This is a genomic window from Bacillus sp. BB51/4, assembly GCF_008368845.1.
Taxonomy (GTDB): domain Bacteria; phylum Bacillota; class Bacilli; order Bacillales; family Bacillaceae_G; genus Bacillus_A; species Bacillus_A wiedmannii.
Genome location: NZ_QOSC01000003.1, coordinates 102,967 through 126,742 on the forward strand (window position 1 = coordinate 102,967; position 23,776 = coordinate 126,742).

Sequence of the window (23,776 nt, forward strand, 5' to 3'; positions counted from 1 at the left end):
TGCTTTTTACCACTGTAATCGTAAGTTACCATTACTATCAAAAGTACCTTTGTGTGTATCTTCTTGATAGTCATTATTCTCATTAGCATAGTGCTCAGAGTATAGTCCTTTTTGCACCAAAGGCGTTATATGCACCATTACTCACAGTTGCGTTTAATGCTCTTCCAGATTCATGGGATCCTAATTTGTCTGAAGCGCTTTCAATATATGAATTATTTCCATTTGATTTAATAAAAGAAATTGCTACTGAACAACGAGATGCATTTTGATTCGTAGTAGTTTGAGCTCCGTAGGATAGTAGGTTACCGCTTTTGTGACCGCTTAGAGTTGGATAGAATGCACTTGTTGAGATTGATGTTGCTAATATTACTAAAGTCGTAATTGAAAAAACTTTTCCTTTCATTAACAATCACCTCATAAATTTAATAGTTTAGTAGCGCTACATCATCATAATATCCTTCAAATAAATTCTCCTCAATAAGAAACCCGATGTTTTACAAACTCTTTAAACACTTAAACATTAATACATTTTTAAAAAGTAACGTATAAGTAGCAATATAAAAAGGCTGCGGAGAAAATCTTCTCCACAGCCTCATACTTATTTTTGTAAAAACGACTGTAAATCTGCAAACTGTCTCTTTGCATCTTCATAGCCTTGCTCATATAAATTTTGTAGTTTTGCTGTATCTTTTTCCATACGATCTACTTGAAGCGGCACTTCCGGACGAATAACAAATAAATTCCCAGCTTGTTCTTCTTTTTCAATGTAGTGAAGTGTTTCATTATACACTTCATAACGATTCACCATCGTGTTAACAAGGTTCGGATATTTTTTATAAGCTTTCGATGCAATCCAGCCAAATTTTGATTTTTTCTTCGCATAACCATGGTTTCTCGTCAAGATAACGACTGATTTTTCAAACCCATCTTCCTGTGCTTTACGAACTGGAATCGGATCAGAAATCCCGCCATCTAACAATTGCTTACCTCGGTAATTTACTACTGGTGCAATGAAAGGTAATGAACTAGATGCTTGTAATAAATTTAGTGCATCATCATTCGTTCCTTCTTTTTCAAAATAAATAGACCTTCCTGTTTCACAATCCGTCGTCCCTACAAGGAAACGCTCTGGGCTATTAAAGTATGTTTCAAAATCAAACGGTACATGCTTTTCTGGAATCTCATGAAAAATGAAATCCATATCAAATAGCTGACGTTTTCTCCATAAGTTTTTATATGATAAATATTGTGGGTGTGATGCATAATCAATATTGACCGTTTTATTTCTATTTCTTTGTCTGGAAAGATACGACGCTGCATGACAAGCACCAGCTGATACACCGATTACATATGGAAAATATAAATCTTGTTCCATAAAGTATTCTAATATCCCACCCGTATATACACCACGCATACCGCCGCCTTCTAATACTAACCCCGTATTTTCAAGCATGTTATTCTCTCCTCTTTATATATTGACTCTTTAATTATTCACCATGTTAAGTATCTTTTTCTATTATATATGAGTTCTTTTAGAAATTATATTCAAAAGTCTTGAAATGAAGGAGTTTTTTCTTCCAATTATATTTCCAAATGACCGGAGACATCCTTTATAAACCTTTGAATAAAATCTTGCTCTTCTTTCGTATATCCATCTAAAAGTAACAGCCACTTTTCTTCAGCTTGTTTATGCAATTTATCATGAGCTTTATATATTTCATTTCCGCTTTCCGTTAAGCGGAAGAAAATTTCTTTTTGATTATCTAACATTTGCATCTTCTCAACGAATTGCTTTTGAAACAACTTTGTACAAATTTTAGAGATTGCCCCCTTCGTCATTCCCATTTCTGTCGTAATAGCAGTTACATTCATCAGAGCATTTTTTCCGATACACTCGATCACATGTAGTTCAGATAAAGACATACCATTTATACCTGTTTCACGAAGAAACTTCTCATTTTGCCCTTTCAAATGTTCTTCTTTTTTATGCAAAAGTGTACGAATGTCCGAAAGTATTTCCACTTGTTTCATTGTACGTTCCAATCCGTTCGCCCCCTAGGTTTCCAAAGAAACAATTTAACTATATACCATTTTAAAATCATTTTTTCATATTTACAAGTGAGAAAATTATGTTAAAATAAATTTAGTTTCCTAGGAAACTAAATTATAAGGAGGTTAACATGATGAAAAAATCCAAACTAAATTTCATTTTATATGTTGTCTGTATGAGTGCCTTACTCGGTTCCTTCGCTCAAAATATTTACACACCTATTTTGCCTATGATTCAAGATTCTTTTCACACTTCTCTTTATCTTATAAATTTAACAGTTTCACTTTTCACATTCGTTCTTGCAATTATGCAGCTCATATATGGACCTTTAATTGATACAAAAGGGAGAAAATCTATCCTTATCCCTAGTTTAATCATTAGTACAATTGGTTCAATCGGATGTGCTTTTTCGGCGAACATTTATTTATTTCTATTTTTTAGAACTGTTCAAGCTATAGGAATAGCGGCTATACCTGTAGTCGCAGCAACAATTATAGGCGATTTCTTTGAAGGAAAAGAACGCGGAGAAGCAATGAGCCTTTATCAAATGTTACTTGCTCTCGCACCTGCGATTGGCCCTCTCATTGGTGGTTATCTCGGCAGTATAAATGGCCACGTATCCGTATTTCTGTTTTTATCTACACTTGGCATTCTCTTATTAATTATAAACATTTCACTACTTCCAGAAACAAAACCAACTGTAATTAAGCAACCGCAAGCAAAAAAGAAGTACTGGTTTATCTTAAAAAATAAAACTGGATTTTCTATTACTCTTATTGGCTTTATTCAATTTTGTATTTACTTTTACTTCCTCGTTTTTTTACCGAGTATTTTAACAAATTTATTTCACTTAACTATAAGTAAAATTGGTCTTATATTTGTACCAATGTCCCTTTCCATCATGTTAGGAAGTTATTGCTACAAGTTTTTGCAAAAACGCCTCACGACAAAGCAAGCTTTATTCACTACTAGTTTCTTCAATATTATATGTGTCACTTTATTCTCTTTCACATATAGCATCAACATCCCATTCATCATTATCGGCACCTCTTTATACGGTTTTAGCATGGGACTTTCTATGCCAACTCACACTACTTTATTAACGGAAGAATTCGTACAAGAACGCGCAACAGCCATCGGTATGTACAACTTCATCCGCTATCTCGGTATGGGCACAGGGCCACTTGTAGGTGGATTTCTTGTATTTAATCAAAATTACTTTTGGATTTTCTTCCTAGGTGCAATTACATTTCTATTTATCATTTTATGCGCAATGAAAATGATATGTTTTCAGGCTGTGCAAAAAGCAAAATAGAGACCTATAGATGGTCTCTATTCTAAACTCTTTGATCTGCAACGATATGAATATCAATATACTTCGTTTCTCTCATAATTTCATTTACAATTGAACCTTTTCGTATTTCTTCCCAACGTGTTCTTGCCGATTGTCCGAGTAAAATTTGTGTTACTTGTAGTCTTTTCGCGACTTCAATAATAACATCCGCTGGCTTTCTTCCTTTTGCCTCTTCTAAAACAAAACTCGCATCAAATTGATTCGTTAGCAACTTCCACTCTTCAATCGTTTGCTTTTTCCCTGCTGAAAGGAACTCTATATTTTCTCTTTCAACATTTAATACATACAATTCAGCGTTTAACCGATCCGCCATGCGCCATCCCCGTCTTATTAATTTCTCCGCTGTTGAACTGTATTGTACGCAAACGAGAATTTTTTCTTTTACACCAATCGGTTCTATAACGGTTTGGCTAATTTTCTCGTCCATATCATCTGCCACTTCACGAAGCGATAATTCTCTTAGTGCCCCTAAATTATTAAGCGTAAAGAAATTTTGTAAGCTTTGCTCTATTTTTTCTTCCTTATATATCTTCCCGTCTATTAATCTCTTCCTTAATACTTCCGGCGTTGCATCAACGAGCTGAATTTCATTTGCTTTTTGTAAAATAAAATCTGGAATACGCTCTCTTACTTTTACATTAGTAATTTGAGCTACAATGTCATGTACGCTTTCTAAATGTTGAATATTAAACGCTGATAATACGGATATACCAGCATCTAGCAATTCCTGTACATCCATATAACGTTTCTTATTTTTAGATCCAGGAATATTACTATGCGCAAGTTCATCCACAACAACTACTTGTGGTGCACGTTTTATAATTCCTTCTACATCGAGTTCATAAAATACTTTCCCTTTATAATCTATTTCTTTTAAAGGAATTTTTTCTAAATCAGCAATTGCTTCTTCTGTCTCTTTTCTTCCATGCGTTTCAATTAAACCAATTACAATATCCATACCGTCTTTTTTCATCTCTCTTGCATCAAAGAGCATTTTATAACTTTTCCCTACTCCTGGAGCTGCTCCTACATATAGCTTTAACTTCCCGCGGTTTTGCTGACGAATATATTCTAAATACTCTTCTGGTGTTCGCCTTTGAAACGTCGGTTTATAGTCATCCGCATACAACACATTCACAACCTTTCTTTCGAAACAACGCTACCTCAATCCGTTAGATTGAGGTAGCACTGTTACTATTTCATTAGTTTCTTTAATTCTAAATTTAACTTTAAGACGTTCACGCGGTTTTCTCCAAATAAGCCAAGTGCCGCACCTTCCGTTTGATCTTTAATCAATTGATTTAACGTTTCTTTCGGAATTTTCGTTATTTTCGAGATACGCTCTACCTGTACAGAAGCTGCCTTCGGACTAATATCAGGATCAAGCCCTGAACCTGAATTTGTCACTAAATCGATCGGCACTTCTGTAACTGGAACAGCCCGGTTTTGTTTCTTCCACTCTTCAATACTTTTCTCTACTCGTTTCTCTAAATCTGGATTAGACGGTGCATAGTTATTTGAACCAGATGCTTCTGCCTTATATTCAATACTAGAAACACGCCCATGAAAATAACGTGGATCTGTGAAATTTTGACCGATTAATGTAGAACCAATCACTTCATTTTTATCATTATATATTAGACTTCCATCCGCATTATCCTTCATTACTGCTTGTGCAATACCAGTAACAATAAGCGGGTATACAAGGCCGCACAACACTAAAAATGTAAAAGTAATGCGGACAATTGGTGATAGTATACTTTGTTTCTTCGCCATCTTTTTCCCCTCTTCCTTATATAAACAAGCCGACAATTATATCAATTACTTTAATTCCAATGAACGGTACAATAACCCCACCAAGTCCATAAATAAGTAGGTTTCGGCCAAGTAGTGCATTCGAACTCATCGGTTTATATGCGATACCTTTCATCGCTAACGGAATGAGTAACGGAATAATAACAGCATTAAATATTAGTGCTGATAAAATCGCTGACAGTGGTGATGTTAGTTTCATAATGTTTAATGCTTCCATTTGCGGAATCGCAAGTGTAAACATCGCTGGAATGATTGCAAAATATTTTGCGATATCATTCGCAATACTAAACGTCGTTAACGCACCACGCGTCATTAACAATTGCTTACCGATTCCTACAACCTCAATAATTTTTGTCGGGTTCGAATCTAAATCAATCATATTCGCTGCTTCTTTCGCAGCTGTCGTACCACTATTCATTGCTAATCCAACGTCAGCCTGCGCTAGTGCCGGCGCATCATTTGTACCATCACCTGTCATCGCTACAAGTTTCCCTTTATCTTGCTCTGCTTTAATAACCGCAATTTTATCTTCTGGTTTACACTCAGCAACGAATTCATCTACCCCTGCTTCTTTTGCAATTGTCGCTGCTGTTAATGGGTTATCGCCTGTACACATAACTGTTTTAATCCCCATTTGACGCAATTGTTCAAAACGCTCACGCATACCAGGTTTTACTGTATCCTTTAAATAAATTAAACCGTAAATACGATTATCCACTGCAACTACAAGTGGTGTCCCGCCCTCTTTTGAAATGAAATCTGCTTTTTGATTTACATCTTTCGGAATCGTTCCACCTTGTGACTGAACCCATTCAATAACGCTACCTACAGCACCTTTCCTCACTTTCGTTCCGTCCTGTAAATCAACACCACTCATTCTCGTTTCTGCTTTAAATGGAACAAATTCACCTTGTTCTGCAATTTCTCGATTATATGATATAGACTTCGTTTTTACATATTCTATAACTGATCGACCTTCTGGTGTTTCATCTAAAACTGAACTAATCGCAGCCCATTTTCCTACTTGCTCAATCGTTTCATTTCCTACAGGAAGTAATGTATGTGCCATTCGGTTCCCGAAAGTAATCGTACCTGTTTTATCTAAAATAATTGTATTAATATCACCTGCAGCTTCTACTGCTTTACCCGACATCGCTAACACATTGAACTTTGTCACCCGGTCCATCCCAGCAATACCAATTGCTGATAACAACCCACCAATTGTCGTTGGAATTAAACAAACTAACAATGCGACAAGTACAGCTGTATCAATTTGAAACCCTAAATAGTTTGTAAAGATCGGCAACGTCACAACAACGATTAAGAAAATAAGCGTTAAGCTCGTTAATACTGTATTTAAAGCAATTTCATTCGGCGTTTTTTGACGAGCAGCGCCTTCTACTAACGAAATCATTTTATCAATAAATGATTCACCAGGATTACTCGTAATGACAATTGTAATCTCATCACTTACGACCATCGTTCCGCCTGTTACGGAACAAAAATCACCGCCCGCTTCTTTTATTACAGGAGCTGATTCACCTGTAATCGCAGATTCATCTACAGAAGCTAACCCTTTCATTACTTCACCATCACTTGGGATCATCTCACCTTGCTTTACAATAACAACGTCACCTTTTCTCAAATCAGTTGCTGAAACTTGAACAATGTCCCCATTTTCTTTCACCACATTTGCAAACACATCTTTCTTCGACTGTTTTAAAGAATCGGCTTGCGCTTTCCCCCGCCCTTCTGCTAACGCCTCTGCAAAGTTAGCAAATAAAACTGTAAATAAGAGAATGAGAGAAACTGTTATATTAAACCACCCTGGTACACTACTAGCACTACTTGGAAGAAACGATAAAATGAACGTAATGATAAATCCAATTTCCACAACGAACATAATCGGATTCTTTATCATGACTTTCGGATTCAATTTCGCAAAAGATTGTTTCATCGCATGTGTTACGATATCACGATCCATCGTTTTCGCTTGTCTAACCTCATCTTCTATAGCATGTATTTGTGACTGATTTACTTGTTTTTCTTTTACTACTACCGGTCTCATCATTTACCCTCCATTACTTCAATGTAAGAAATTCTGCAATTGGGCCAAGTACTAACATCGGGAAGAATGTTAACGCACCGACAATTACAATCGTTCCGATGAAGATGCCACCAAATAAACCATTATCTGTACGGAACGTTCCGACTGTTTCTGGTACTACCGTCTTCTCTTTCAACGAAGCTGCCACAGCTAACATCGTAATTAAACTGAAATAGCGTCCTAAAAACATAACTAAACCAGTTGTAATATTCCAAAACGGTGTATTATCTGCTAAACCTTCAAATCCAGATCCGTTATTCGCAGCTGACGATGTGTATTCATATACAACTTGCGTTAAACCGTGGAAACCGGAATGTGAGATAGCATCTGTTCCTAAACTTGTTGAAAGAGCTAATGCTGAAAATCCTAAAATAAGCAATGGATGGAATAAAATCGTTACCGCAATTAATTTCATTTCCTTACCTTCAATTTTCTTACCTAAAAACTCCGGTGTCCGTCCAACCATTAAGCCAGATATAAATACTGCAATAATGGCATACATAATAATGTTTACAAAACCTGCTCCAACACCGCCATATACTGTGTTTAACATCATATTTACGAGTGGAACTAGACCGCCAATTGGTGTTAATGTATCATGCATCGTATTAACAGCCCCTGTTTCAGCAGCTGTCGTTACAGTCGCATAAAGAGAAGAAAATACTGTTCCAAATCGGACTTCTTTTCCTTCTGTACTTCCTTGTACATGTTCGATACCCATTCCATTTAACGCTGGATTTCCATGTAATTCCGATGTCGTAATCGTTATAAATCCAAGTAAAAACACCATAAATAGTGATACGAAAAGGATACGACCTTGTTTTTTATTCCCTACCATTCGTCCGTACGTAAATGGAAGTGCTGTTGGCAATAGCATCATAAGCATCATTTGCAAAATATTACTCATTTGTCCTGGATTTTCAAAAGGATGTGTAGAGTTTGCTCCGAAAAATCCACCGCCGTTATTCCCAAGTTCCTTAATGGAAACAAATGATGCAACTGGCCCGCGTAATATACTTTGCTTTGCCCCATCAATCGTTTGTGCCGTAACTGCACCGTCTAACGTTTGTGGTACACCGAGTGTGACAAAGACTAGCGCCGCAATAAATGCGATAGGAAGAAATACTCTCGTTAGTGCTCTCGTAAAATCAACGAAAAAGTTACCGAGTTCTTTTCCAGCGAGCCCTCTTATAAATGCCATAACGAGTGCTAACGTCGTTGCCGGTGCTGCAAACATTAAAAATGTAATTCCGATTAATTGTGATAAATAAGATAAACCATTTTCACCGCTATAATGCTGTAAGTTTGTATCAGCCATAAAACTAATTGCTGTATTAAAAGCAAGCGTAGGCTCCATTCCTTCAATGTGTGCTGGATTTAATGGCAATACTCCTTGTAGTCTGAAAATGAAATATACGACAACAATCATAAATCCATTTAATAAAACTAATGACAATGCGTACTGTTTCCACGTTTGATTGTATTCTTTTACACCCGTAATTTTAAAAATAAGTTTTTCAAAAGGCCCGAATACTTTATCTAGCTTTTGACTACCTTGAAAGGCTTTCTCTAAATATATCCCCATTGGCTTTGCCACAAGAATAAACAACAGCATGGTAATAACAACTGCGACCCAAATCATAATGAATGATTCCCCCTAATTAAAACTTCTCTGGATTTAATAATGCATACACTAAGTACACCGTAATTGCTGCAACAATAACCGATAAGGCAATCATCATGATTGCTTCCCTTCTTTCACAACTTTATCTGACCAACTTGCAAGACTTGCCATCGATGCGACTAACACAACAAAAATCCCGATCATTACAACATCTAGCATAACTATCCCTCACCTTTTGTTAAAATTTACCATTTAGTTATCAAAAAAAGAACACTAAGCTCTACTTAGTGTTCGAAATGAACAACACAAAGTAAACCTCCTCTCTAAACGCTTACGAGGTTAGCTGTCGGATTCGGGCCTAAAGAGTAGCCCTACTTTCAAAACTGAAAGATTCACCCCAAGTGACGATGCACAAAATTGGTTCCCCCGCTCCATTTCTGGAACTCAGCGATTTTAGGTTTTTTTGGAAATTTTATGAATGATTTATGAGAGTAAATATACTCCTCTATATTTCACTTGTAAAGAGGCAAATTACTGAAAATAAGAAAATATCCGTCTGTTTAAACGCTTACATTGAGTATTATTAATATTCTTTCATCTGTTTTCTCGTCTTTTCTTTCTTTTTCACATAAATGATCTTTTAAATACGAAATAAAAAGAGCGAATGACATGAAGTGCATAGCTTGTTGCACTTAGCATTCGCTCTTTTTTATTCACTATTTATTCTCCTCGTAAAAAAGCACGTAAATTTCTCCCGCGAATATAAACTTGTGACAATTCTGCATGTAGTTGCTCATATTCGATAACATCTGTTTTTAAATATAAAGCGTCTTTCGATGGCAATATAATATAGGGCCTTGGAAAAATAGGATCAAGCATCACCAATTCTTGAACTCGCTCTACCGATACCGCCCAACGATTCGCTATATCTCCTAATAACAACACCTTCATCTTCTTCTCCCCCGCCCTATTCAAAAAATAAAAAAGAAATATTATCACAATTTGTAAACACGACAAATGTAGCTCCAATTGTTTCATAGAGCCTCGCTGGATATCGTTTATTCCTTGTAACAACAGTAATAGGTGCTTGAAAAGAAAAGCGAATGTGTTCTGTAAAGAAACTAATAATTGGAAGCTCATCCCCTAGTAAAATCACCTTCTTAATACACTCACAAATACTAGTAAAATCCTGCTCCTTACTACAACTATACGTCCAATCAAACCCACAATTCCTCACTTCAGCCGCTATCTCTTCATTTGCTGTAAAAATAATTAACTCATGTTGAAATGCTACTAAATCTATTAAACTATTTACCTTGCTTTCTTCTCCAACACAAATAAGTGTTAGTTCCATGTACCTCATCCTCCTTAGCATAAAAGAACTCAAACATAGATTGATATTCCCCTATACTAATCAGATCGATGAAGTGATGTATCCATCATGGCACCGTCCTCTCTCAAGACGCTTACGAAGTTAGCTGTCGGATTCGGGCTTTGAGAGTAGCCCTACTTTCAAAATTGAAAGATTCACCCCTAGTGACACTGCACAAATTGGTTCCTCCGCTCCATACAATCGGACTCAGCGTTTACAAAAAAATATATTCTGGCTGATATATTACTCCTGTATTTGGAAAAAGTAAACAGAAAAAAAGCCAGTTATAAAACTGACTTTTTACTTACCTAAGCACGCGTTTTATTCAATTTATATGCAAAATGATTCGTCGGTCCATGACCACTACCAATATTCAACGGCTCTTCAATTGCTATACTAATAAATCGTTTTGCTTCTTGAACTGCCTCTTCAATCGAGTAGCCTTTCGCAAGTCCTGCTGTAACCGCTGAAGCAAATGTGCACCCGCTTCCGTGCGTTTGCTTTGAAGGAATCCGTTCGCTTCTAAATTCGATAAACTCTTCTCCATCAAAGAGTAAATCAATTACTTCATTACCTTGATACTCTGCATGGCCGCCCTTCATAAGTACGTATTTCGCACCTAATTCATGCAGTACTTTCGCAGCTTCCTTACTATCTTCAACATTATGAATTTCCATCCCAGTTAACACTTCTGCTTCAGGAACATTCGGCGTTACAACTGTTGCTACTGGTAATAAATATTCCTTTAATGCTTGTACTGCTTCTTGTTGTAATAATGATGCACCGCCCTTAGCAATCATAACAGGATCTAGTACAATATTATTCCACCCAAATTTATTAATATGTTCTGCTACAATTTGAATAATTTCACTGCTAAATAACATTCCTAGTTTCACAGCATCTGGTGTTAAATCCGTACCAATTGAATTCAGCTGTTCCGTAATACCTTCTAACGGAACTGGATATACCCCTTGAACGCCCAGCGTATTTTGAGCAGTAATTGCCGTAATAGCCGTCATCCCATACACACCAAGCTCTTGGAATGTTTTTAAATCTGCTTGAATGCCGGCACCGCCTCCACTATCAGATCCTGCAATTGTTAAAGCTTTATTTACTTTCATCCCACTCATCCTTTTCTATCCAAAATAGCGATGATAAATTGTTTTTGCTTCGCTTATATCTTTCGTTCCATGTACGAGTACACGTCCATCTTTGAAAGCAACTAATCTCTTTTCTTCAACTGAAAATGATAATAAATATGGATTTACATTTAAATCATTTACGCGATCTTTCAGCAGCTCTTTGTATCGTTCAAAATCCATTTCTTCTTTATGAGGTGGCCTAATTTGAACTGTATTTCTCCCGCATAAAACTGCTGTTTTCGATGTGTTTTCTTTATTTAAATACGGGTATATCGCACTCTCTCCGCACGAAGGACAATTATGCTTACGAAGCTTTTGCACATTCATACATGAATATTCATTCTTCCACACATCAAACGACACAAGTCCATCTCGAAGTGATTCATAATCTTCCACTAACAATTTAAGAGCTTCCGTTACTTGATGAGAAACGACGAGAGATACAGCAGGTGATATAATGCCCGCTGTATCACATGTCGCCCCGCCAAGCGGAATCGATTGTAATAAACAAGATAAACATGGCGTTTTACTAGGGAGAATTGTGTAAGAAAGGCCGTAACTCCCTACACATGCTCCGTAAATCCATGGAATAGAATGTTTTTGCGCTATATCATTCACAATAAAACGTGTTTCGAAATTATCAGTTGCATCAATCATTACATCTACGTTTGTAACAAGCTCTTCTAATTCCTCAGCTGTTACATCTTGAACGAGAGCCTCTACTCTTACTTCACGATTGATCTCTGCTAGACGTTTTTTTGCCGCTACAGCCTTCGGAAGATTATTTTCTACATCACTCTCTGCGTACAATTGTTGCCTTTGTAAATTACTCCAATCGACATAATCTCGGTCAACAATCGTTACTGTGCCAACACCTGCTCTTACAAACATCTCTGCATTTGCACTACCTAATGCACCTGCACCGATAATGAGTACATGCTTTTCTCTTATCTTTCGTTGCCCATCTTCTCCAATTGGAGAAAATAATTCTTGGCGAGAATATCGATTATTCAACTACGCTCATTCCTTCTAAAGGACTGCTTGCTGTTGCACAACGTTTACGTGCAATACGCCCCGCTTCAAATCCTAATCGTCCTGCTTCAATACTTAATTTCATTGCTTGTGCCATTTTTATTGGATCTTTTGCTCCCGATACAGCCGTATTTAATAACACACCATCCGCTCCTAATTCCATCGCAAATGCCGCATCAGCCGGGCTACCGATACCAGCGTCAACGATAACTGGCACTGTCGCTTGTTCAATAATGAAACTTAAATTTAATGGATTTACAATACCAAGCCCTGAACCGATTGGTGATGCTCCTGGCATAATTGCATGCACACCTAGTTCTTGTAATTTACGTGCTAATACAACATCATCAGATGTATATGGAAGAACGATAAATCCTTCTTCTAGTAACATTTCAGATGCCTTTAACGTTTCTACTGGATCAGGTAATAACGTTCTATCATCACCAATAACTTCTACTTTGATCATATCGCAAAGCCCCGAAGCTTTTGCTAATTTTGCAATACGAACAGCCTCTTCAGCATTTTTTGCTCCAGCTGTATTCGGTAATAACGTATATTTTTTTACATCAAGTTTCTCTAATAAATTAGGCTGCTGTGCATCGAATATATCCATACGACGTACTGCGAACGTTAAAACCTCAGCCTCAGATACATCAATTGCCTTTTGCTGCACATCAAAATCAGGGAATTTTCCTGTTCCTAATAAAAGTCTAGAATGAAATGAAAATGGTCCAATGTTTAACATAATCAACCGCCTCCTACGAAAGTTACAATCTCAATTTGGTCTCCATCAAAAACAGATGTATCTGTATGATCATCTTTTTGTAAAATATCTTTATTACGCTCTACTACAACAATTCTGTTATCTAACTCTAAATGTGTAAGTAACTCAGCTACTGTTTTTACACTCTCTGGCACTTCAATTTGATTACCATTAATTTTTAAATTCAAACTTCCATCTCCTTTCTAAACTGTTTTAGAAAGCAATGAATCTAGCAAGTGATTTTCCTGCTTTCCTTCTATTAAATCAGCCATATACTGACCAGAAACAGGACTTAATAAAATACCGTTTCGATAATGCCCCGTACAAGCATATAAACCTTTTATTTCTTCATGCTCTCCCATATAAGGAGCTTCGTGATTTGATTGTGGCCTTAATCCTGCCCATGTGCTTTCCCACTCTGCTTCTTTTAAAGCCGGCAATATTGTATAAGCACGCTCTAATATAGAAGTAATACTTTCTGGTTGCACAGTTTTATTAAACGTATGAGGCTTCATCGTTGCTCCAATTACGTAACGTCCACCGCGCTTTGGTGCAATGTAAAATCTTTCTTGGAAAATAGGTGCCTTTAAAAGTGGTTTTCTACTTCTTACCGCTACTACTTCTCCTTTAACTGGATATGTACTCCATTCTCGGTGAAAATGCGCTAGTAGCTTCGTGCTCCATGAACCACCCGCAATCACAACTTTTTCGCATGTGATAATACCTTCGCTCGTCATAATTCCAGTCACTTTATTATTTTCAATACGAATATCAAACACTTCTGTCTGTTCATATATATCAGCACCCGAAAATGATGCGGAATGTGCGAAGGCTTTCGTAAGCTCTGGTGCAATAACATGACCATCTTTTGGATAATATACAGCACCTATAATTGACTCAGATAGAAATGGCTCTTTCTCTCGTAAACGATCTCCTGTTAGAAAATAAGAATCTTCACCTGTTTTCTGCTGCCAATCCATAATGTGAAGAATTCTTTCCTTCTCATCTTCATTTTGGGCAATACGATAAATGCCTTTTTCTTCATACCCAATATCGATGCCTGTTTTTTCACGTAAAACTTCTGCAAGTTGTGGAAATATAGCACGGCTTTCTCTAGCAAGTTCAAATAGTGGGTCATATGCATCCCATTCTGCCTGAACCCCAAGTAAACCAGCAGCCGCTTTCGAGGCTTCAGATGCAATTCTTTGCTTCTCTACAATCGCTACTTTATGCCCTCGTTCTGCTAGAAAATGTGCAACTGAACTACCAATTACACCTCCGCCAATTATCGCTACATCATACTTCTTACACATGTTTTTCCGCCCACTTTCTTATTGATTCCTTATAAGATTTCGCTTTGCTATACGGGTTACTACTGCTTATAATCCCAGACATAACCGCAATACCACTGACACCGTTAGTAAGAACATCCCCTGTGTTTTCCGTGGTGATTCCTCCAATTGCTGTAATCGGTATGGATAAACACTTTGCAATGTCTGAAACTTCTTCAAGCCCTCTCGCTGGCACACCTTTTTTACAATCTGTCGGAAATACATGACCATAGACGAGTGAATCCGCTCCATTCTTAAATGCATCGATCGCCTCTTCTAAAGAATGCACAGAATAACCGACATGCAAATAAGAAAACTTTTCTTTCACTGACCTTACATCTGCGCTTCGATATCCTAGCTGCACGCGCGGAATGTTTAATAAAATAGCAATATCAATTCGATCATTTATTACTATCTTCGATGCCGGAAAGCCTTTCTTCAAAAGACCTTCCACACCTTCATACAATTCCTTCGTACTTTTCTCACGCTCACGAATATGCAAATAATCAATCTCACTCTCAATTTGCATTGCTACATTCACTAGCTCTTCGAATGACATGTGACCATTTGAGATTACATGAAGCTCATTTTTCATATTCATTCGCCTACTTTAAAATGTTTTCGAATAATTCCTCAGCCGGAACGATTTCTTTCGTCATTCCTTTATCTTTCAGCCATTTATTTTGTTTCTCCCATGACTCTTTTGAATCTGATAAGAATGGCTCATCTTTCGTTTCCATCTTCTCTAATAAAATTTTCATACTTTCTTTTTCAACTTCTGGTACAAGCGGGAAGTTTTCTTTTTCTTGATGATTTAATAAAATATTTAATGCTTCATCCGGATTTTTCTTCATGAAATCATAGCCTTTTTTCGTACCACGTAAGAAGGCTTGCAACGCTTCTTTATCTTTTTTCAACGTTTTATCACCTGTTACAAATACAAGCTCATGATAGTTTGGTACACCGTAATCAGCTGGATTAAAGTATGCTGGTTCATGACCTTCATGGCGCATAACAGGTACTTCATGGTTAATGTATGCCCCTGTTACCGCATCCACTTTTTTCGTAATTAGTGCCGGTACTAAATCAAAGCCAACATCGACTACTTTCACTGTATCTGGATTACCACCAGCTTCTTTTACCATCGTTTTTAAATACATCTCACTTAAAGGTGTTCCAGAATATCCAACTGTTTTCCTCTCTAAATCTTTTGGCGATTGAATGCCTGCTGATTTCAGCGATACAACATGATTTAATGGCGAACGTACGACAGCTCCAATTGATTTCACTGGAATTTGTTCATTTGCTTTTGCCATGACAACATCTGGCTGATAATATAAGCCAACCGTTACCTTTCCTGCAGCTGCTAAAGTTAATGGATCAGTCGGATTAGAAGGGAATTTAATATTCACCTTTACTCCTTCTTCTTTAAAGTAGCCTTTTTCAATTGCCGCATAAATAAAGCTATGTACCGCATTTGGGTACCAATCAAGCATGACCGTTATTTCTTTTTCTTTTTTATTCTTATCTGATGCCGAATTACTAGAACATCCAGCGATCATTGCAACTAATAATGTAAACACAAAGATGCGTTTTAAAAATTTCATGAATGCTTCCTCCAACTAATAAATTTCTTTTCTAAAATCGAAATAAGGACAACAAAGAAAATAGCTAATAATGATAACAATACAATGGGGGCAAATACACCCGCTCCGTCTAATTGCGTCATCATTCTTTTACTGAAATATCCTAGCCCAGCTTGTGCACCGAGCCATTCACCAATTGCCGCCCCAATCACACTAAGCGGAACTGCAATTTTTAAAGCTGAGAAAAAATAAGGAAGAGCAGATGGTAACTTTAATTTAAGAAAAATATCTTTTTTCGTTGCTCCATACGTAACTAAGAGCTCCTCCCATTCTTTTTTTGTACTACGTAGTCCATCATACGTATTGACCGCAATTGGGAAAAACGTAATTAAAACCGTGACAACAACCTTACTCCAGATCGTATATCCAAACCATAAAACGAAGAGCGGAGCAAGCGCTGTAATCGGAATCGTTTGTGAGGCAACTAATAATGGATAAAATGCTCTCTCCATCCAATTACTCGCATTCATTAATATTGCTAGCCCTACCCCAAGTACGATAGAAATAGACACCCCTATTAAAACGACGTATAATGTTGCCGGCAAATGAACTGTAAATAATATATCTTTTAGTTGCCATATCTTCATTACAATTGCAGACGGTGACGGTAAAATGTACATCTCATCTACAATTCTTGCGCCTATTTCCCACATGACAAGTAAAACACTAGAAAGTGTAAGGGCAGGTAATAGTTCCTTCAACCGGTTCATCATACGAGTACCTGCCTTTGTAACATACTAAGAAGCTCATCTTTAAGCGCTAACACTTCAGGCTTATACAAATCTTTTCTTGTCCGATTACGATCAAGCGGTACAATCCTCTCGGTTAAAGTAGTTATCGGTTGATTTTCTACAACGAAAATTCGATTAGAAAGAAACAATGCTTCTTCCACATCATGAGTGATAAATAAAATTGTTTTTTCCCACTCTTTCCATTGTTCAAACAGCCATTCTTGCAAAGATGCCTTCGTTAACGCATCCAACGCGCTAAACGGTTCATCTAACAGCAATATCTCCCCGCCTGTTAATAAAGTTCGAATAAAAGATACGCGTTGTCTCATACCACCAGATAAATCTTTCGGATATTTTGTCTCATACCCTTGTAAGCCAAATTTATGTAACAGTTCCTTTGCCTTTATTTGTGCTTCTTTCTTCTGTACACCTTGGCACTCTAGCGGTAGGGCAGCATTCTCAATAATCGTTCTCCATGGCAGGAGCATATCTTTTTGGGGCATATACCCTACAGGATGGCTCTTTATTTCTGTCAGCTCTATCTGTCCCGTACTTGCTTCTTCTAAACCTGTAATAAGGCGAAATAGAGTACTTTTGCCGCATCCACTCGGTCCAATAATACTTACAAACTCTTTATCTTGTATAGAAGCATTTAATTCATTGATGATTGGCTTCTCATCATAATGAAAAGAAACATTATGAAACTGTAGTATGTTCTTGCTCCTCAAATCCCCACATCTCCTTACGATAGGACATATCCCAGAATAAATATTCAAATCGACTGGAATATAGGAATATCTCCTCTAATCGATCTAGCTCTTTGTCAGACTTTCCAACTGCCATTTCATTTAATAAATCGATTAACCAAATACAAAGGCTACCGTATTCTTCCGAACTATATCCTTGAATCCACTCACCAAAGAACTCATGATCTCTTGCTCCAGGAATATCGTTTAAACGCTTTCCAATTTCCCAGTAGCTCCACATACATGGAAGAAGTGCTGCTATTAATTCCGCAAGTGTGCCATTTTGAGATACAGACATCATGTAATTTGTATAGGCTAAATTTTTAGCAGATGGTTTTGCAGATTCTATCTCCTCTATAGAAATACCAAGTCTTTTTGCATATTGTTTATGGATCGTCATTTCTCCATTTAATATGCCATCAATTTGTTCAGCAAATTTCCCCATTACTTGTGGATTCGTTGCTTTTACAACACCAATCGCATATAGCTTTGCATAATCTAACAAATATAAATAATCTTGAATAATATAATACTGAAACTTATCTTTTTCTAATGTGCCATCTCCCATACCTACTACAAACGGATGATTATGACTCATCTCCCAAACTGGTTGTACAGTTTCTAATAATCTATCGCAAAATTTCATTTCGCTATCCCCTTTCAATTTATATATCTAAATAAAAAACCACTTCTAAATAAGAAGTGGTTACAGCAAATAAAATTATAATTTATTCGTTGCTCCACTTCCCTTCGCTAGTATTACCTAGATCAGGTCTGTAAGGGTTAAGGATTATTCCTCTCTCAGCACAACAAGCACCCCTAGTGGTTTCAATATGAAATTTTCAAACAAAAAAGCCCCGTTTCTATACGCAAAGAAACGGGGACTCATTATTAGTGTCCGTATTGCTTCCCTACGCTAGCATAATCTAGATCAGGTAATGAAAAGGATCAAAGGCTTACGGCCTACTCTCAGCTGGCAACACCAGCTCTCCTAGCAAACTATGAAATTAACACTGTCAGTATAACACCGTAATAAGACATCATCAACTATTTTAATTTTCTCAATTGTCAACAAAATAACAAAACTATATAATACTTATATTCTATGTTAGAAATTATTATCCTAATTAATTGGATAAAAAGGAATCATTATCCTCAAAAAATTTATTTTTATATTGATTTCATATTACATTTATGTGAATACACCCACTATATTATATCTTTATACTATAATAAAATTACAACTATACAACTAGAGGAGGTCTCTATTATATGAATATGAAAGCTACTGCTTTAACAGCAACTACTGTCGCAATTGCCTCTTTACTTCCTTCTATGGGAGAAACAAATGTACAAACAGCCAACGCTGAACAATTATCTAATGTGAAAACTGGATATGTCAAAGTCGATCAAGTAGCCTTACATACAAAAGATAACGCAAATAGCTCATCAATTGATACAATTCGCTTTAATACGAAAGTAAACATACTTGAAACAACTAATGGCTGGTATAAAGTATCTGTTAATAATAAAGTAGGTTACGTACAAAAAGATGCTATTCTACTAAAAAACAAACTTCAATCTAATAATCAATACATCGTTAATGCCAATGCATTAAACGTTCGTTCTGAACCTAATTTAGAATCTTCAATTTTAGATGTATTACCAAATGGAAAATTCGTTACCATTCAAGAAGAACAAGGCGAGTGGTATAAAATTTTACATAATGGCAAAACAGGTTACGTACAAAAAGCATTCGTGTCTAATGGTTCACAACCTTTAGTAAAAGGCATCACAGTTCAAAATAATACGAAATACACAGTTGCAACACCTAAACTTAATGTACGTGGCAACGCTAGTACAAGTAGTGCACTACTTGGTTCATTACAAAATGGTACACAAATACAAGTAGTGGAAACTGTAGGAACTTGGTATAAAATTCGTTTTGGCACAGGATACGGATACGTAGCAAAACATTATGTGATGCAAAATCAATCACAAGCTCAAACGGCTCAAACTACTTCCATTCCAGCAGTTTTCAAATTCCCTACTCAAGGAAGAATTAGCTCAACCTTTGATATACGCTGGGAACAAATGCATTATGGTATAGATATTGCAGCTCAAGGTAATGTCTCTATCCAGGCGGCGGCTGCAGGTAAAGTTGTGAAATCATATTATTCAGCTAGCTATGGCAATGTTGTGTTCATCGCCCATCAAATAAACGGGAAATTATATACGACAGTCTATGCTCACATGAAAGATCGCACTGTACAAGCTGGTGATCAAGTACAAGCTGGACAATTAGTAGGTCATATGGGCAACACAGGTCATTCATACGGGCAACATCTTCATTTTGAGTTACACAATGGAGAATGGAATTTTGAAAAAACAAATGCAGTAAACCCACTGCCATATTTAGTTAGGTAAATTGTATGCAACGCAATATCAATATACCTCTCTTAATTGAATATTTAGCCTTTTTAGGTTTAATCTGTTGTTTAATCATTTACAATACAAACACTGTATTTTTATCTATTATCATTGCTTTTGTGGCTTTAGAAATTATGATGGAATCCTTTCAAGTACAACTAAAACAAAAAATTGCCCATATATATAATGCCATCTTTCTATTAAGTGCCCTAATAACAAATATTATTAGTATTGGTTTTTATTTATCTACCGTATTTCCTGTATTCTTTATGGCTGTTTTATTATTCATAGCTAGATACATTCATGTCCCTACTAACAAAAAACACGAACAAAAAGCTTAGAAAGAGGAGACACTGTGTACCGATCTTTCAAAGATAATCCGCTAAAATATATATTGAATTTATACACAAAAATAAATACTTTTTTTGGTATACAAGGAAGTAATACGGCACAATTTCTCCTTTATGGAATGTTATTTCTCGTCTTAATTGCGTTCTCCTTGCTTTACTAATAAAAAAAGGATCTCACATAAACTTGAGATCCTTTTTAATTTATATAAATTTTTTATATAGAAAATGCTTTTTATCCACAAGCATATTTTTCATAAATAAAGCTAAGATTATATTTTTTCTCTAAGCTCATTCTTTGTTCATCATCACACCAATAGAACAGAATATCATGAATTGTTGCATAACGCTTATTTTTAAGAAATAGTTTAAAGAATGATGGTAAACAATCATGTAATTGTATAAATATATAATTGCGTAATATTTCTTCTTTATATTCAATGCCCTTACAAATATACAGCAATTCTTCACAATAATATGCATGTTGTGGAACTTGAATCATTTCGAAAAATGGCACATATGATAATAACTTCCCGATAAAATGATCATATCGATCCATTATTCCTATCGTCATATGCTCCATCATTTCTTTCATTACATATAAATAATCATCTACATGAGTAGTTTTCAATGGGTCTAATCGATCTGAAATTTGAGAAAGTACAGCTCTTTGACAAGCTAACACCGCTTGACTAGGTCCATAATATGATAGGAAGTCTGTACACTTATGATATTTTCGTAATAAGTCATGTGTGTATAAGTCATACACAAACGTATTACAATACATCGCTAGGCTCATCATATCACTATTTAATTGCTCTTTTGATAGTAATTTAGCTCTCTTACACATATAAAAGAATGTAAATTCTAATACTTCTTTATGAGATAATAGATGTTTACAATCCGTTATACATTTCTCATTAAATTTAACCCTATCCCAAATTTCTACATCCCCATCAGTCAATTCACCAATACGATATTTAATAATTAAATAGTTTAAAGCAACCGCTTGCGTCAAAAGATCCCACGTTTCATATTCCAATGAAGTGTGAACAAACTCAGCAAGTCCCTGAGTTATCATAAAAGTATTTGCTTCTTCATACCAACCAATCTCTTGGCATAAGCGAAGAATACGTACTAGAGTTGGAATTTCATCTTTATGAAACTGCGGCAAATTCTTTACTTTATCCATTCCATATACGATAAATGCCGCTAAATTTTCTTCTTTATAAAATTCTTTTTCTTTCCACACTAATATAGTTCGTTCTTTCCCTTCGCCTTTTGGATGACAAGGTACAAGCAAAGAAAATAATTCAGCGAAATTATTTGGTTCTATATATGTATCTGTAACCAAATTCCAATTTGGATCGCGCTGTACAGCCCTCATATAATTCCCCTTCCCTTTTGTCTACATAGGAAATATTAATCCATTATCACATCATTAACGATGAATATTGTTATATTCGAAATCTTTCATAATGCTTATATCTATCAGTATATCATTTTTTCTCTTATTAAAAATTAAGAATGACAAATTCAAAAAAAAATGTCGAAATTACTAACCATATATTTATTATATAATGTCTCAGATACATCATGCTAACATATTAGTTTAATCCATATATACTAGAATAATGCATCTGATTTTTATACGTAACTTATCCCACTAATAAAAATCTCTCTTCATTCCGTATGCTCCGAGATTTCACTTAAAGCGAATCCCGCTTGATCATCTGCCAATTCTCTTATAGCTAAATCGCCTAGTGCTAGCATCCCAACGAGTTGACCACCCTCAACTACTGGTAATCGTCTAATTTGATACTGTGCCATTAACTCTGTAGCTTTTTCAATAGAATCATCTGGAGAAACTGAAACAATGTTTGTTGTCATTACATTTGTAATTTTATTAGATCCAGGATGTTTCTCAGCAATCCCACGAACAACTAAATCTCGGTCCGTAACAAGCCCAACAACTTGCTCATTTTCAACAACTGGAATCAATCCAATCGATTCTTCTTTCATCTTTACAGCAGCCTCATATACATTGTCTAGCGGTGTGCAATGTACAACATGAGTACTCATAAAGTCTCTCACTCGTGTCATTTTTGTCTCCTCCTTTTTATACATACCATAGCTTTTCCTAAATCCCTTTATTTATTTCAGGAAAATCAGTTGATAAAGGAGGATTCCACAAAATAAAAAAGAGCCAGCATATTGCTGACTCTTTTTTTATGACCCGTACGGGATTCGAACCCGTGTTACCGCCGTGAAAGGGCGGTGTCTTAACCACTTGACCAACGGGCCATGGCTCCGCAGGTAGGACTCGAACCTACGACCGATCGGTTAACAGCCGATAGCTCTACCACTGAGCTACTGCGGAATAATATATGGTGGGCCTAAATGGACTCGAACCATCGACCTCACGCTTATCAGGCGTGCGCTCTAACCAGCTGAGCTATAGGCCCATACACTTTTACAGGGGCAGTAGGAATCGAACCCACACTGGAGGTTTTGGAGACCTCAGTTCTACCTTTAAACTATGCCCCTAAAGGATGCCGACTAGAGGACTTGAACCCCCAACCTACTGATTACAAGTCAGTTGCTCTACCAATTGAGCTAAGTCGGCATAAAAAAATGGTGGCTCGGGACGACCGCCGACACGAGGATTTTCAGTCCTCTGCTCTACCGACTGAGCTACCGAGCCAACATAAATGGCGGTCCCGACCGGGGTCGAACCGGCGATCTCCTGCGTGACAGGCAGGCATGTCTCCTGCGTGACAGGCAGGCATGTTAACCACTACACCACGGGACCATTTGGTTGCGGGGACAGGATTTGAACCTGCGACCTTCGGGTTATGAGCCCGACGAGCTACCGTGCTGCTCCACCCCGCGACAATATAATGTTTTTTTAAAAAATGGAGGAGGTAGAGGGATTCGAACCCCCGCGCGACTCTCGCCGCCTGTCGGTTTTCAAGACCGATCCCTTCAGCCGAACTTGGGTATACCTCCATGAAGGAAAAAATAAAAATTTTATTATTATATGTATCTAAACCATTTAAAAAGAAAATGGAGGAGGTAGAGGGATTCGAACCCCCGCGCGATTCTCACCGCCTGTCGGTTTTCAAGACCGATCCCTTCAGCCGAACTTGGGTATACCTCCGAGAAATATAATAAATAAAGTGGAGCCTAGCGGGATCGAACCGCTGACCTCCTGCGTGCAAGGCAGGCGCTCTCCCAGCTGAGCTAAGGCCCCATGTTTTTGGGAATATCGGGAAGACAGGATTTG

General features: G+C 36.7%; 25 protein-coding genes, 11 tRNA genes, 1 pseudogene and 4 riboswitches. Of the genes and pseudogenes, 3 read left to right on the forward strand and 34 right to left on the reverse strand.

The features are described from left to right. Window positions 1–6: 6 nt before the first annotated feature. The 3 genes and pseudogenes from DN392_RS01930 to DN392_RS01940 all read right to left on the reverse strand — a co-directional run bounded on the left by DN392_RS01930 (window position 7) and on the right by DN392_RS01940 (window position 2,031). A pseudogene (locus DN392_RS01930) lies at window positions 7–403 on the reverse strand (hypothetical protein). Between the two features lie 195 nt (window positions 404–598). Further along, window positions 599–1,453: a patatin-like phospholipase family protein gene (locus DN392_RS01935; protein WP_149237902.1), complete on the reverse strand. Its 855-nt coding sequence runs from the start codon at window positions 1,451–1,453 to the stop codon at window positions 599–601. A gap of 128 nt (window positions 1,454–1,581) precedes the next feature. Next, window positions 1,582–2,031, reverse strand: a complete 450-nt coding sequence (locus DN392_RS01940; RefSeq protein ID WP_370512824.1) for a MarR family transcriptional regulator — start codon at window positions 2,029–2,031, stop codon at window positions 1,582–1,584. A gap of 152 nt (window positions 2,032–2,183) precedes the next feature. Between DN392_RS01940 and DN392_RS01945 the strand changes: the two genes are divergently transcribed. Next, a complete protein-coding gene (locus DN392_RS01945; protein ID WP_149237903.1) occupies window positions 2,184–3,365 on the forward strand; it encodes an MFS transporter in 1,182 nt (393 codons plus the stop codon). Window positions 3,366–3,387: 22 nt separating this feature from the next. On the opposite strand, the gene kdpDN is transcribed toward DN392_RS01945, so the two are convergent. The 18 genes from kdpDN to tenA all read right to left on the reverse strand — a co-directional run bounded on the left by kdpDN (window position 3,388) and on the right by tenA (window position 18,359). Beyond that, complete coding sequence (kdpDN, locus tag DN392_RS01950) at window positions 3,388–4,542, reverse strand: KdpD-like non-kinase potassium sensor (RefSeq protein WP_081113603.1); 1,155 nt, start codon at window positions 4,540–4,542, stop codon at window positions 3,388–3,390. 56 nt (window positions 4,543–4,598) lie between these two features. Then, the gene (gene kdpC, locus DN392_RS01955; RefSeq protein WP_001085571.1) at window positions 4,599–5,180 is read right to left on the reverse strand and encodes a K(+)-transporting ATPase subunit C; all 582 of its coding nucleotides are present in this window, start codon (window positions 5,178–5,180) and stop codon (window positions 4,599–4,601) included. 16 nt (window positions 5,181–5,196) lie between these two features. After that, window positions 5,197–7,287, reverse strand: a complete 2,091-nt coding sequence (gene kdpB, locus DN392_RS01960) for a potassium-transporting ATPase subunit KdpB (protein WP_001248010.1) — start codon at window positions 7,285–7,287, stop codon at window positions 5,197–5,199. Between the two features lie 13 nt (window positions 7,288–7,300). Continuing rightward, complete coding sequence (gene kdpA, locus DN392_RS01965) at window positions 7,301–8,968, reverse strand: potassium-transporting ATPase subunit KdpA (RefSeq protein ID WP_000638336.1); 1,668 nt, start codon at window positions 8,966–8,968, stop codon at window positions 7,301–7,303. A 19-nt stretch (window positions 8,969–8,987) separates the two neighbouring features. Further along, entirely contained in the window at window positions 8,988–9,068 is an 81-nt protein-coding gene (gene kdpF / locus DN392_RS01970; protein ID WP_000972378.1) for a K(+)-transporting ATPase subunit F, read from the reverse strand. Continuing rightward, a complete protein-coding gene (locus tag DN392_RS01975) occupies window positions 9,065–9,169 on the reverse strand; it encodes a SipW-dependent-type signal peptide-containing protein (RefSeq protein ID WP_000887889.1) in 105 nt (34 codons plus the stop codon). The genes kdpF and DN392_RS01975 overlap by 4 nt, the downstream gene beginning before the upstream one ends. A 95-nt stretch (window positions 9,170–9,264) precedes the next feature. Beyond that, window positions 9,265–9,410: riboswitch (cyclic di-AMP (ydaO/yuaA leader) on the reverse strand. A gap of 260 nt (window positions 9,411–9,670) precedes the next feature. Then, complete coding sequence (locus tag DN392_RS01980) at window positions 9,671–9,901, reverse strand: hypothetical protein (protein ID WP_000866307.1); 231 nt, start codon at window positions 9,899–9,901, stop codon at window positions 9,671–9,673. A gap of 16 nt (window positions 9,902–9,917) precedes the next feature. Beyond that, the gene (locus tag DN392_RS01985) at window positions 9,918–10,304 is read right to left on the reverse strand and encodes a hypothetical protein (RefSeq protein WP_000424073.1); all 387 of its coding nucleotides are present in this window, start codon (window positions 10,302–10,304) and stop codon (window positions 9,918–9,920) included. A 93-nt stretch (window positions 10,305–10,397) separates the two neighbouring features. Further along, window positions 10,398–10,545: riboswitch (cyclic di-AMP (ydaO/yuaA leader) on the reverse strand. A gap of 85 nt (window positions 10,546–10,630) precedes the next feature. Next, window positions 10,631–11,452: a bifunctional hydroxymethylpyrimidine kinase/phosphomethylpyrimidine kinase gene (gene thiD / locus DN392_RS01990; RefSeq protein ID WP_131233524.1), complete on the reverse strand. Its 822-nt coding sequence runs from the start codon at window positions 11,450–11,452 to the stop codon at window positions 10,631–10,633. Window positions 11,453–11,458: 6 nt separating this feature from the next. Beyond that, window positions 11,459–12,478, reverse strand: a complete 1,020-nt coding sequence (gene thiF, locus DN392_RS01995; RefSeq protein WP_001065412.1) for a thiazole biosynthesis adenylyltransferase ThiF — start codon at window positions 12,476–12,478, stop codon at window positions 11,459–11,461. Then, window positions 12,471–13,241, reverse strand: coding sequence for a thiazole synthase (gene thiG, locus DN392_RS02000; RefSeq protein ID WP_064449044.1), 771 nt, complete (start codon window positions 13,239–13,241; stop codon window positions 12,471–12,473). Before thiG ends, thiF begins: the two co-directional genes overlap by 8 nt. Before the next feature lie 2 nt (window positions 13,242–13,243). After that, window positions 13,244–13,447 carry a sulfur carrier protein ThiS gene (gene thiS / locus DN392_RS02005; RefSeq protein WP_001049505.1) on the reverse strand — a complete coding sequence of 68 codons (204 nt, stop codon included), beginning with the start codon at window positions 13,445–13,447 and terminating at the stop codon, window positions 13,244–13,246. 15 nt (window positions 13,448–13,462) lie between these two features. Continuing rightward, window positions 13,463–14,572, reverse strand: a complete 1,110-nt coding sequence (thiO, locus tag DN392_RS02010; protein WP_149237904.1) for a glycine oxidase ThiO — start codon at window positions 14,570–14,572, stop codon at window positions 13,463–13,465. Continuing rightward, window positions 14,565–15,185, reverse strand: coding sequence for a thiazole tautomerase TenI (gene tenI / locus DN392_RS02015; RefSeq protein WP_061672606.1), 621 nt, complete (start codon window positions 15,183–15,185; stop codon window positions 14,565–14,567). The genes thiO and tenI overlap by 8 nt, the downstream gene beginning before the upstream one ends. 10 nt (window positions 15,186–15,195) lie before the next feature. Next, a complete protein-coding gene (locus DN392_RS02020) occupies window positions 15,196–16,197 on the reverse strand; it encodes an ABC transporter substrate-binding protein (RefSeq protein ID WP_061672607.1) in 1,002 nt (333 codons plus the stop codon). Further along, a complete protein-coding gene (locus DN392_RS02025; protein WP_088321272.1) occupies window positions 16,194–16,946 on the reverse strand; it encodes an ABC transporter permease in 753 nt (250 codons plus the stop codon). Before DN392_RS02025 ends, DN392_RS02020 begins: the two co-directional genes overlap by 4 nt. Continuing rightward, complete coding sequence (locus DN392_RS02030; RefSeq protein ID WP_149237905.1) at window positions 16,946–17,695, reverse strand: ABC transporter ATP-binding protein; 750 nt, start codon at window positions 17,693–17,695, stop codon at window positions 16,946–16,948. The genes DN392_RS02025 and DN392_RS02030 overlap by 1 nt, the downstream gene beginning before the upstream one ends. Beyond that, window positions 17,664–18,359, reverse strand: coding sequence for a thiaminase II (gene tenA / locus DN392_RS02035; RefSeq protein ID WP_000666832.1), 696 nt, complete (start codon window positions 18,357–18,359; stop codon window positions 17,664–17,666). Before tenA ends, DN392_RS02030 begins: the two co-directional genes overlap by 32 nt. 82 nt (window positions 18,360–18,441) lie before the next feature. Next, window positions 18,442–18,544, reverse strand: a riboswitch (TPP riboswitch). Between the two features lie 60 nt (window positions 18,545–18,604). Further along, a riboswitch (TPP riboswitch) is annotated at window positions 18,605–18,716 on the reverse strand. A 269-nt stretch (window positions 18,717–18,985) separates the two neighbouring features. Here tenA and DN392_RS02040 point away from each other — a divergent pair. Together DN392_RS02040 and DN392_RS02045 are read left to right on the forward strand one after the other, a co-directional pair. Then, window positions 18,986–20,140, forward strand: coding sequence for an SH3 domain-containing protein (locus DN392_RS02040; protein ID WP_048545817.1), 1,155 nt, complete (start codon window positions 18,986–18,988; stop codon window positions 20,138–20,140). Between the two features lie 5 nt (window positions 20,141–20,145). Then, complete coding sequence (locus tag DN392_RS02045) at window positions 20,146–20,484, forward strand: hypothetical protein (protein ID WP_001189485.1); 339 nt, start codon at window positions 20,146–20,148, stop codon at window positions 20,482–20,484. A gap of 241 nt (window positions 20,485–20,725) precedes the next feature. Here the strand turns inward: DN392_RS02045 and DN392_RS02050 are convergent, their stop codons facing one another. The 13 genes from DN392_RS02050 to DN392_RS02110 form a co-directional block, all read right to left on the reverse strand. Then, on the reverse strand, window positions 20,726–21,877 hold the full coding sequence (locus DN392_RS02050; protein ID WP_001203048.1) for a DUF3965 domain-containing protein: 1,152 nt from the start codon (window positions 21,875–21,877) through the stop codon (window positions 20,726–20,728). Window positions 21,878–22,173: 296 nt separating this feature from the next. Beyond that, window positions 22,174–22,593, reverse strand: a complete 420-nt coding sequence (locus tag DN392_RS02055; RefSeq protein WP_000199000.1) for a CBS domain-containing protein — start codon at window positions 22,591–22,593, stop codon at window positions 22,174–22,176. Between the two features lie 129 nt (window positions 22,594–22,722). Further along, window positions 22,723–22,794: transfer RNA gene (locus tag DN392_RS02060), tRNA-Glu, on the reverse strand. Window position 22,795: 1 nt separating this feature from the next. Then, window positions 22,796–22,870: transfer RNA gene (locus DN392_RS02065), tRNA-Asn, on the reverse strand. 8 nt (window positions 22,871–22,878) lie between these two features. Beyond that, window positions 22,879–22,955 (reverse strand) — tRNA-Ile (locus DN392_RS02070). A gap of 11 nt (window positions 22,956–22,966) precedes the next feature. Beyond that, window positions 22,967–23,037: transfer RNA gene (locus DN392_RS02075), tRNA-Trp, on the reverse strand. A 6-nt stretch (window positions 23,038–23,043) separates the two neighbouring features. After that, window positions 23,044–23,116, reverse strand: a tRNA-Thr gene (locus DN392_RS02080). Window positions 23,117–23,125: 9 nt separating this feature from the next. After that, window positions 23,126–23,194 (reverse strand) — tRNA-Phe (locus DN392_RS02085). Between the two features lie 8 nt (window positions 23,195–23,202). After that, window positions 23,203–23,302: transfer RNA gene (locus DN392_RS02090), tRNA-OTHER, on the reverse strand. A gap of 3 nt (window positions 23,303–23,305) precedes the next feature. After that, window positions 23,306–23,382, reverse strand: a tRNA-Met gene (locus DN392_RS02095). 24 nt (window positions 23,383–23,406) lie between these two features. After that, a tRNA-Ser gene (locus DN392_RS02100) sits at window positions 23,407–23,499 on the reverse strand. Between the two features lie 58 nt (window positions 23,500–23,557). Continuing rightward, window positions 23,558–23,650 (reverse strand) — tRNA-Ser (locus DN392_RS02105). A 20-nt stretch (window positions 23,651–23,670) separates the two neighbouring features. Continuing rightward, a tRNA-Ala gene (locus tag DN392_RS02110) sits at window positions 23,671–23,743 on the reverse strand. Window positions 23,744–23,776: the final 33 nt, after the last annotated feature.

Coding starts and splice junctions, on each gene's coding strand:
- DN392_RS01935 (WP_149237902.1), bottom strand. CDS start 1,453: ATGCTTGAAAATACGGGGTTAGTATTAGAAGGCGGCGGTATGCGTGGT.
- DN392_RS01940 (WP_370512824.1), bottom strand. CDS start 2,031: ATGAAACAAGTGGAAATACTTTCGGACATTCGTACACTTTTGCATAAA.
- DN392_RS01945 (WP_149237903.1), top strand. CDS start 2,184: ATGAAAAAATCCAAACTAAATTTCATTTTATATGTTGTCTGTATGAGT.
- kdpC (WP_001085571.1), bottom strand. CDS start 5,180: ATGGCGAAGAAACAAAGTATACTATCACCAATTGTCCGCATTACTTTT.
- kdpB (WP_001248010.1), bottom strand. CDS start 7,287: ATGAGACCGGTAGTAGTAAAAGAAAAACAAGTAAATCAGTCACAAATA.
- kdpA (WP_000638336.1), bottom strand. CDS start 8,968: ATGATTTGGGTCGCAGTTGTTATTACCATGCTGTTGTTTATTCTTGTG.
- kdpF (WP_000972378.1), bottom strand. CDS start 9,068: ATGATGATTGCCTTATCGGTTATTGTTGCAGCAATTACGGTGTACTTA.
- DN392_RS01975 (WP_000887889.1), bottom strand. CDS start 9,169: ATGCTAGATGTTGTAATGATCGGGATTTTTGTTGTGTTAGTCGCATCG.
- DN392_RS01980 (WP_000866307.1), bottom strand. CDS start 9,901: ATGAAGGTGTTGTTATTAGGAGATATAGCGAATCGTTGGGCGGTATCG.
- DN392_RS01985 (WP_000424073.1), bottom strand. CDS start 10,304: ATGGAACTAACACTTATTTGTGTTGGAGAAGAAAGCAAGGTAAATAGT.
- thiD (WP_131233524.1), bottom strand. CDS start 11,452: ATGAGTGGGATGAAAGTAAATAAAGCTTTAACAATTGCAGGATCTGAT.
- thiG (WP_064449044.1), bottom strand. CDS start 13,241: ATGTTAAACATTGGACCATTTTCATTTCATTCTAGACTTTTATTAGGA.
- thiO (WP_149237904.1), bottom strand. CDS start 14,572: ATGTGTAAGAAGTATGATGTAGCGATAATTGGCGGAGGTGTAATTGGT.
- tenI (WP_061672606.1), bottom strand. CDS start 15,185: ATGAAAAATGAGCTTCATGTAATCTCAAATGGTCACATGTCATTCGAA.
- DN392_RS02020 (WP_061672607.1), bottom strand. CDS start 16,197: ATGAAATTTTTAAAACGCATCTTTGTGTTTACATTATTAGTTGCAATG.
- DN392_RS02025 (WP_088321272.1), bottom strand. CDS start 16,946: ATGAACCGGTTGAAGGAACTATTACCTGCCCTTACACTTTCTAGTGTT.
- tenA (WP_000666832.1), bottom strand. CDS start 18,359: ATGAAATTTTGCGATAGATTATTAGAAACTGTACAACCAGTTTGGGAG.
- DN392_RS02040 (WP_048545817.1), top strand. CDS start 18,986: ATGAATATGAAAGCTACTGCTTTAACAGCAACTACTGTCGCAATTGCC.
- DN392_RS02045 (WP_001189485.1), top strand. CDS start 20,146: ATGCAACGCAATATCAATATACCTCTCTTAATTGAATATTTAGCCTTT.
- DN392_RS02050 (WP_001203048.1), bottom strand. CDS start 21,877: ATGAGGGCTGTACAGCGCGATCCAAATTGGAATTTGGTTACAGATACA.
- DN392_RS02055 (WP_000199000.1), bottom strand. CDS start 22,593: ATGACACGAGTGAGAGACTTTATGAGTACTCATGTTGTACATTGCACA.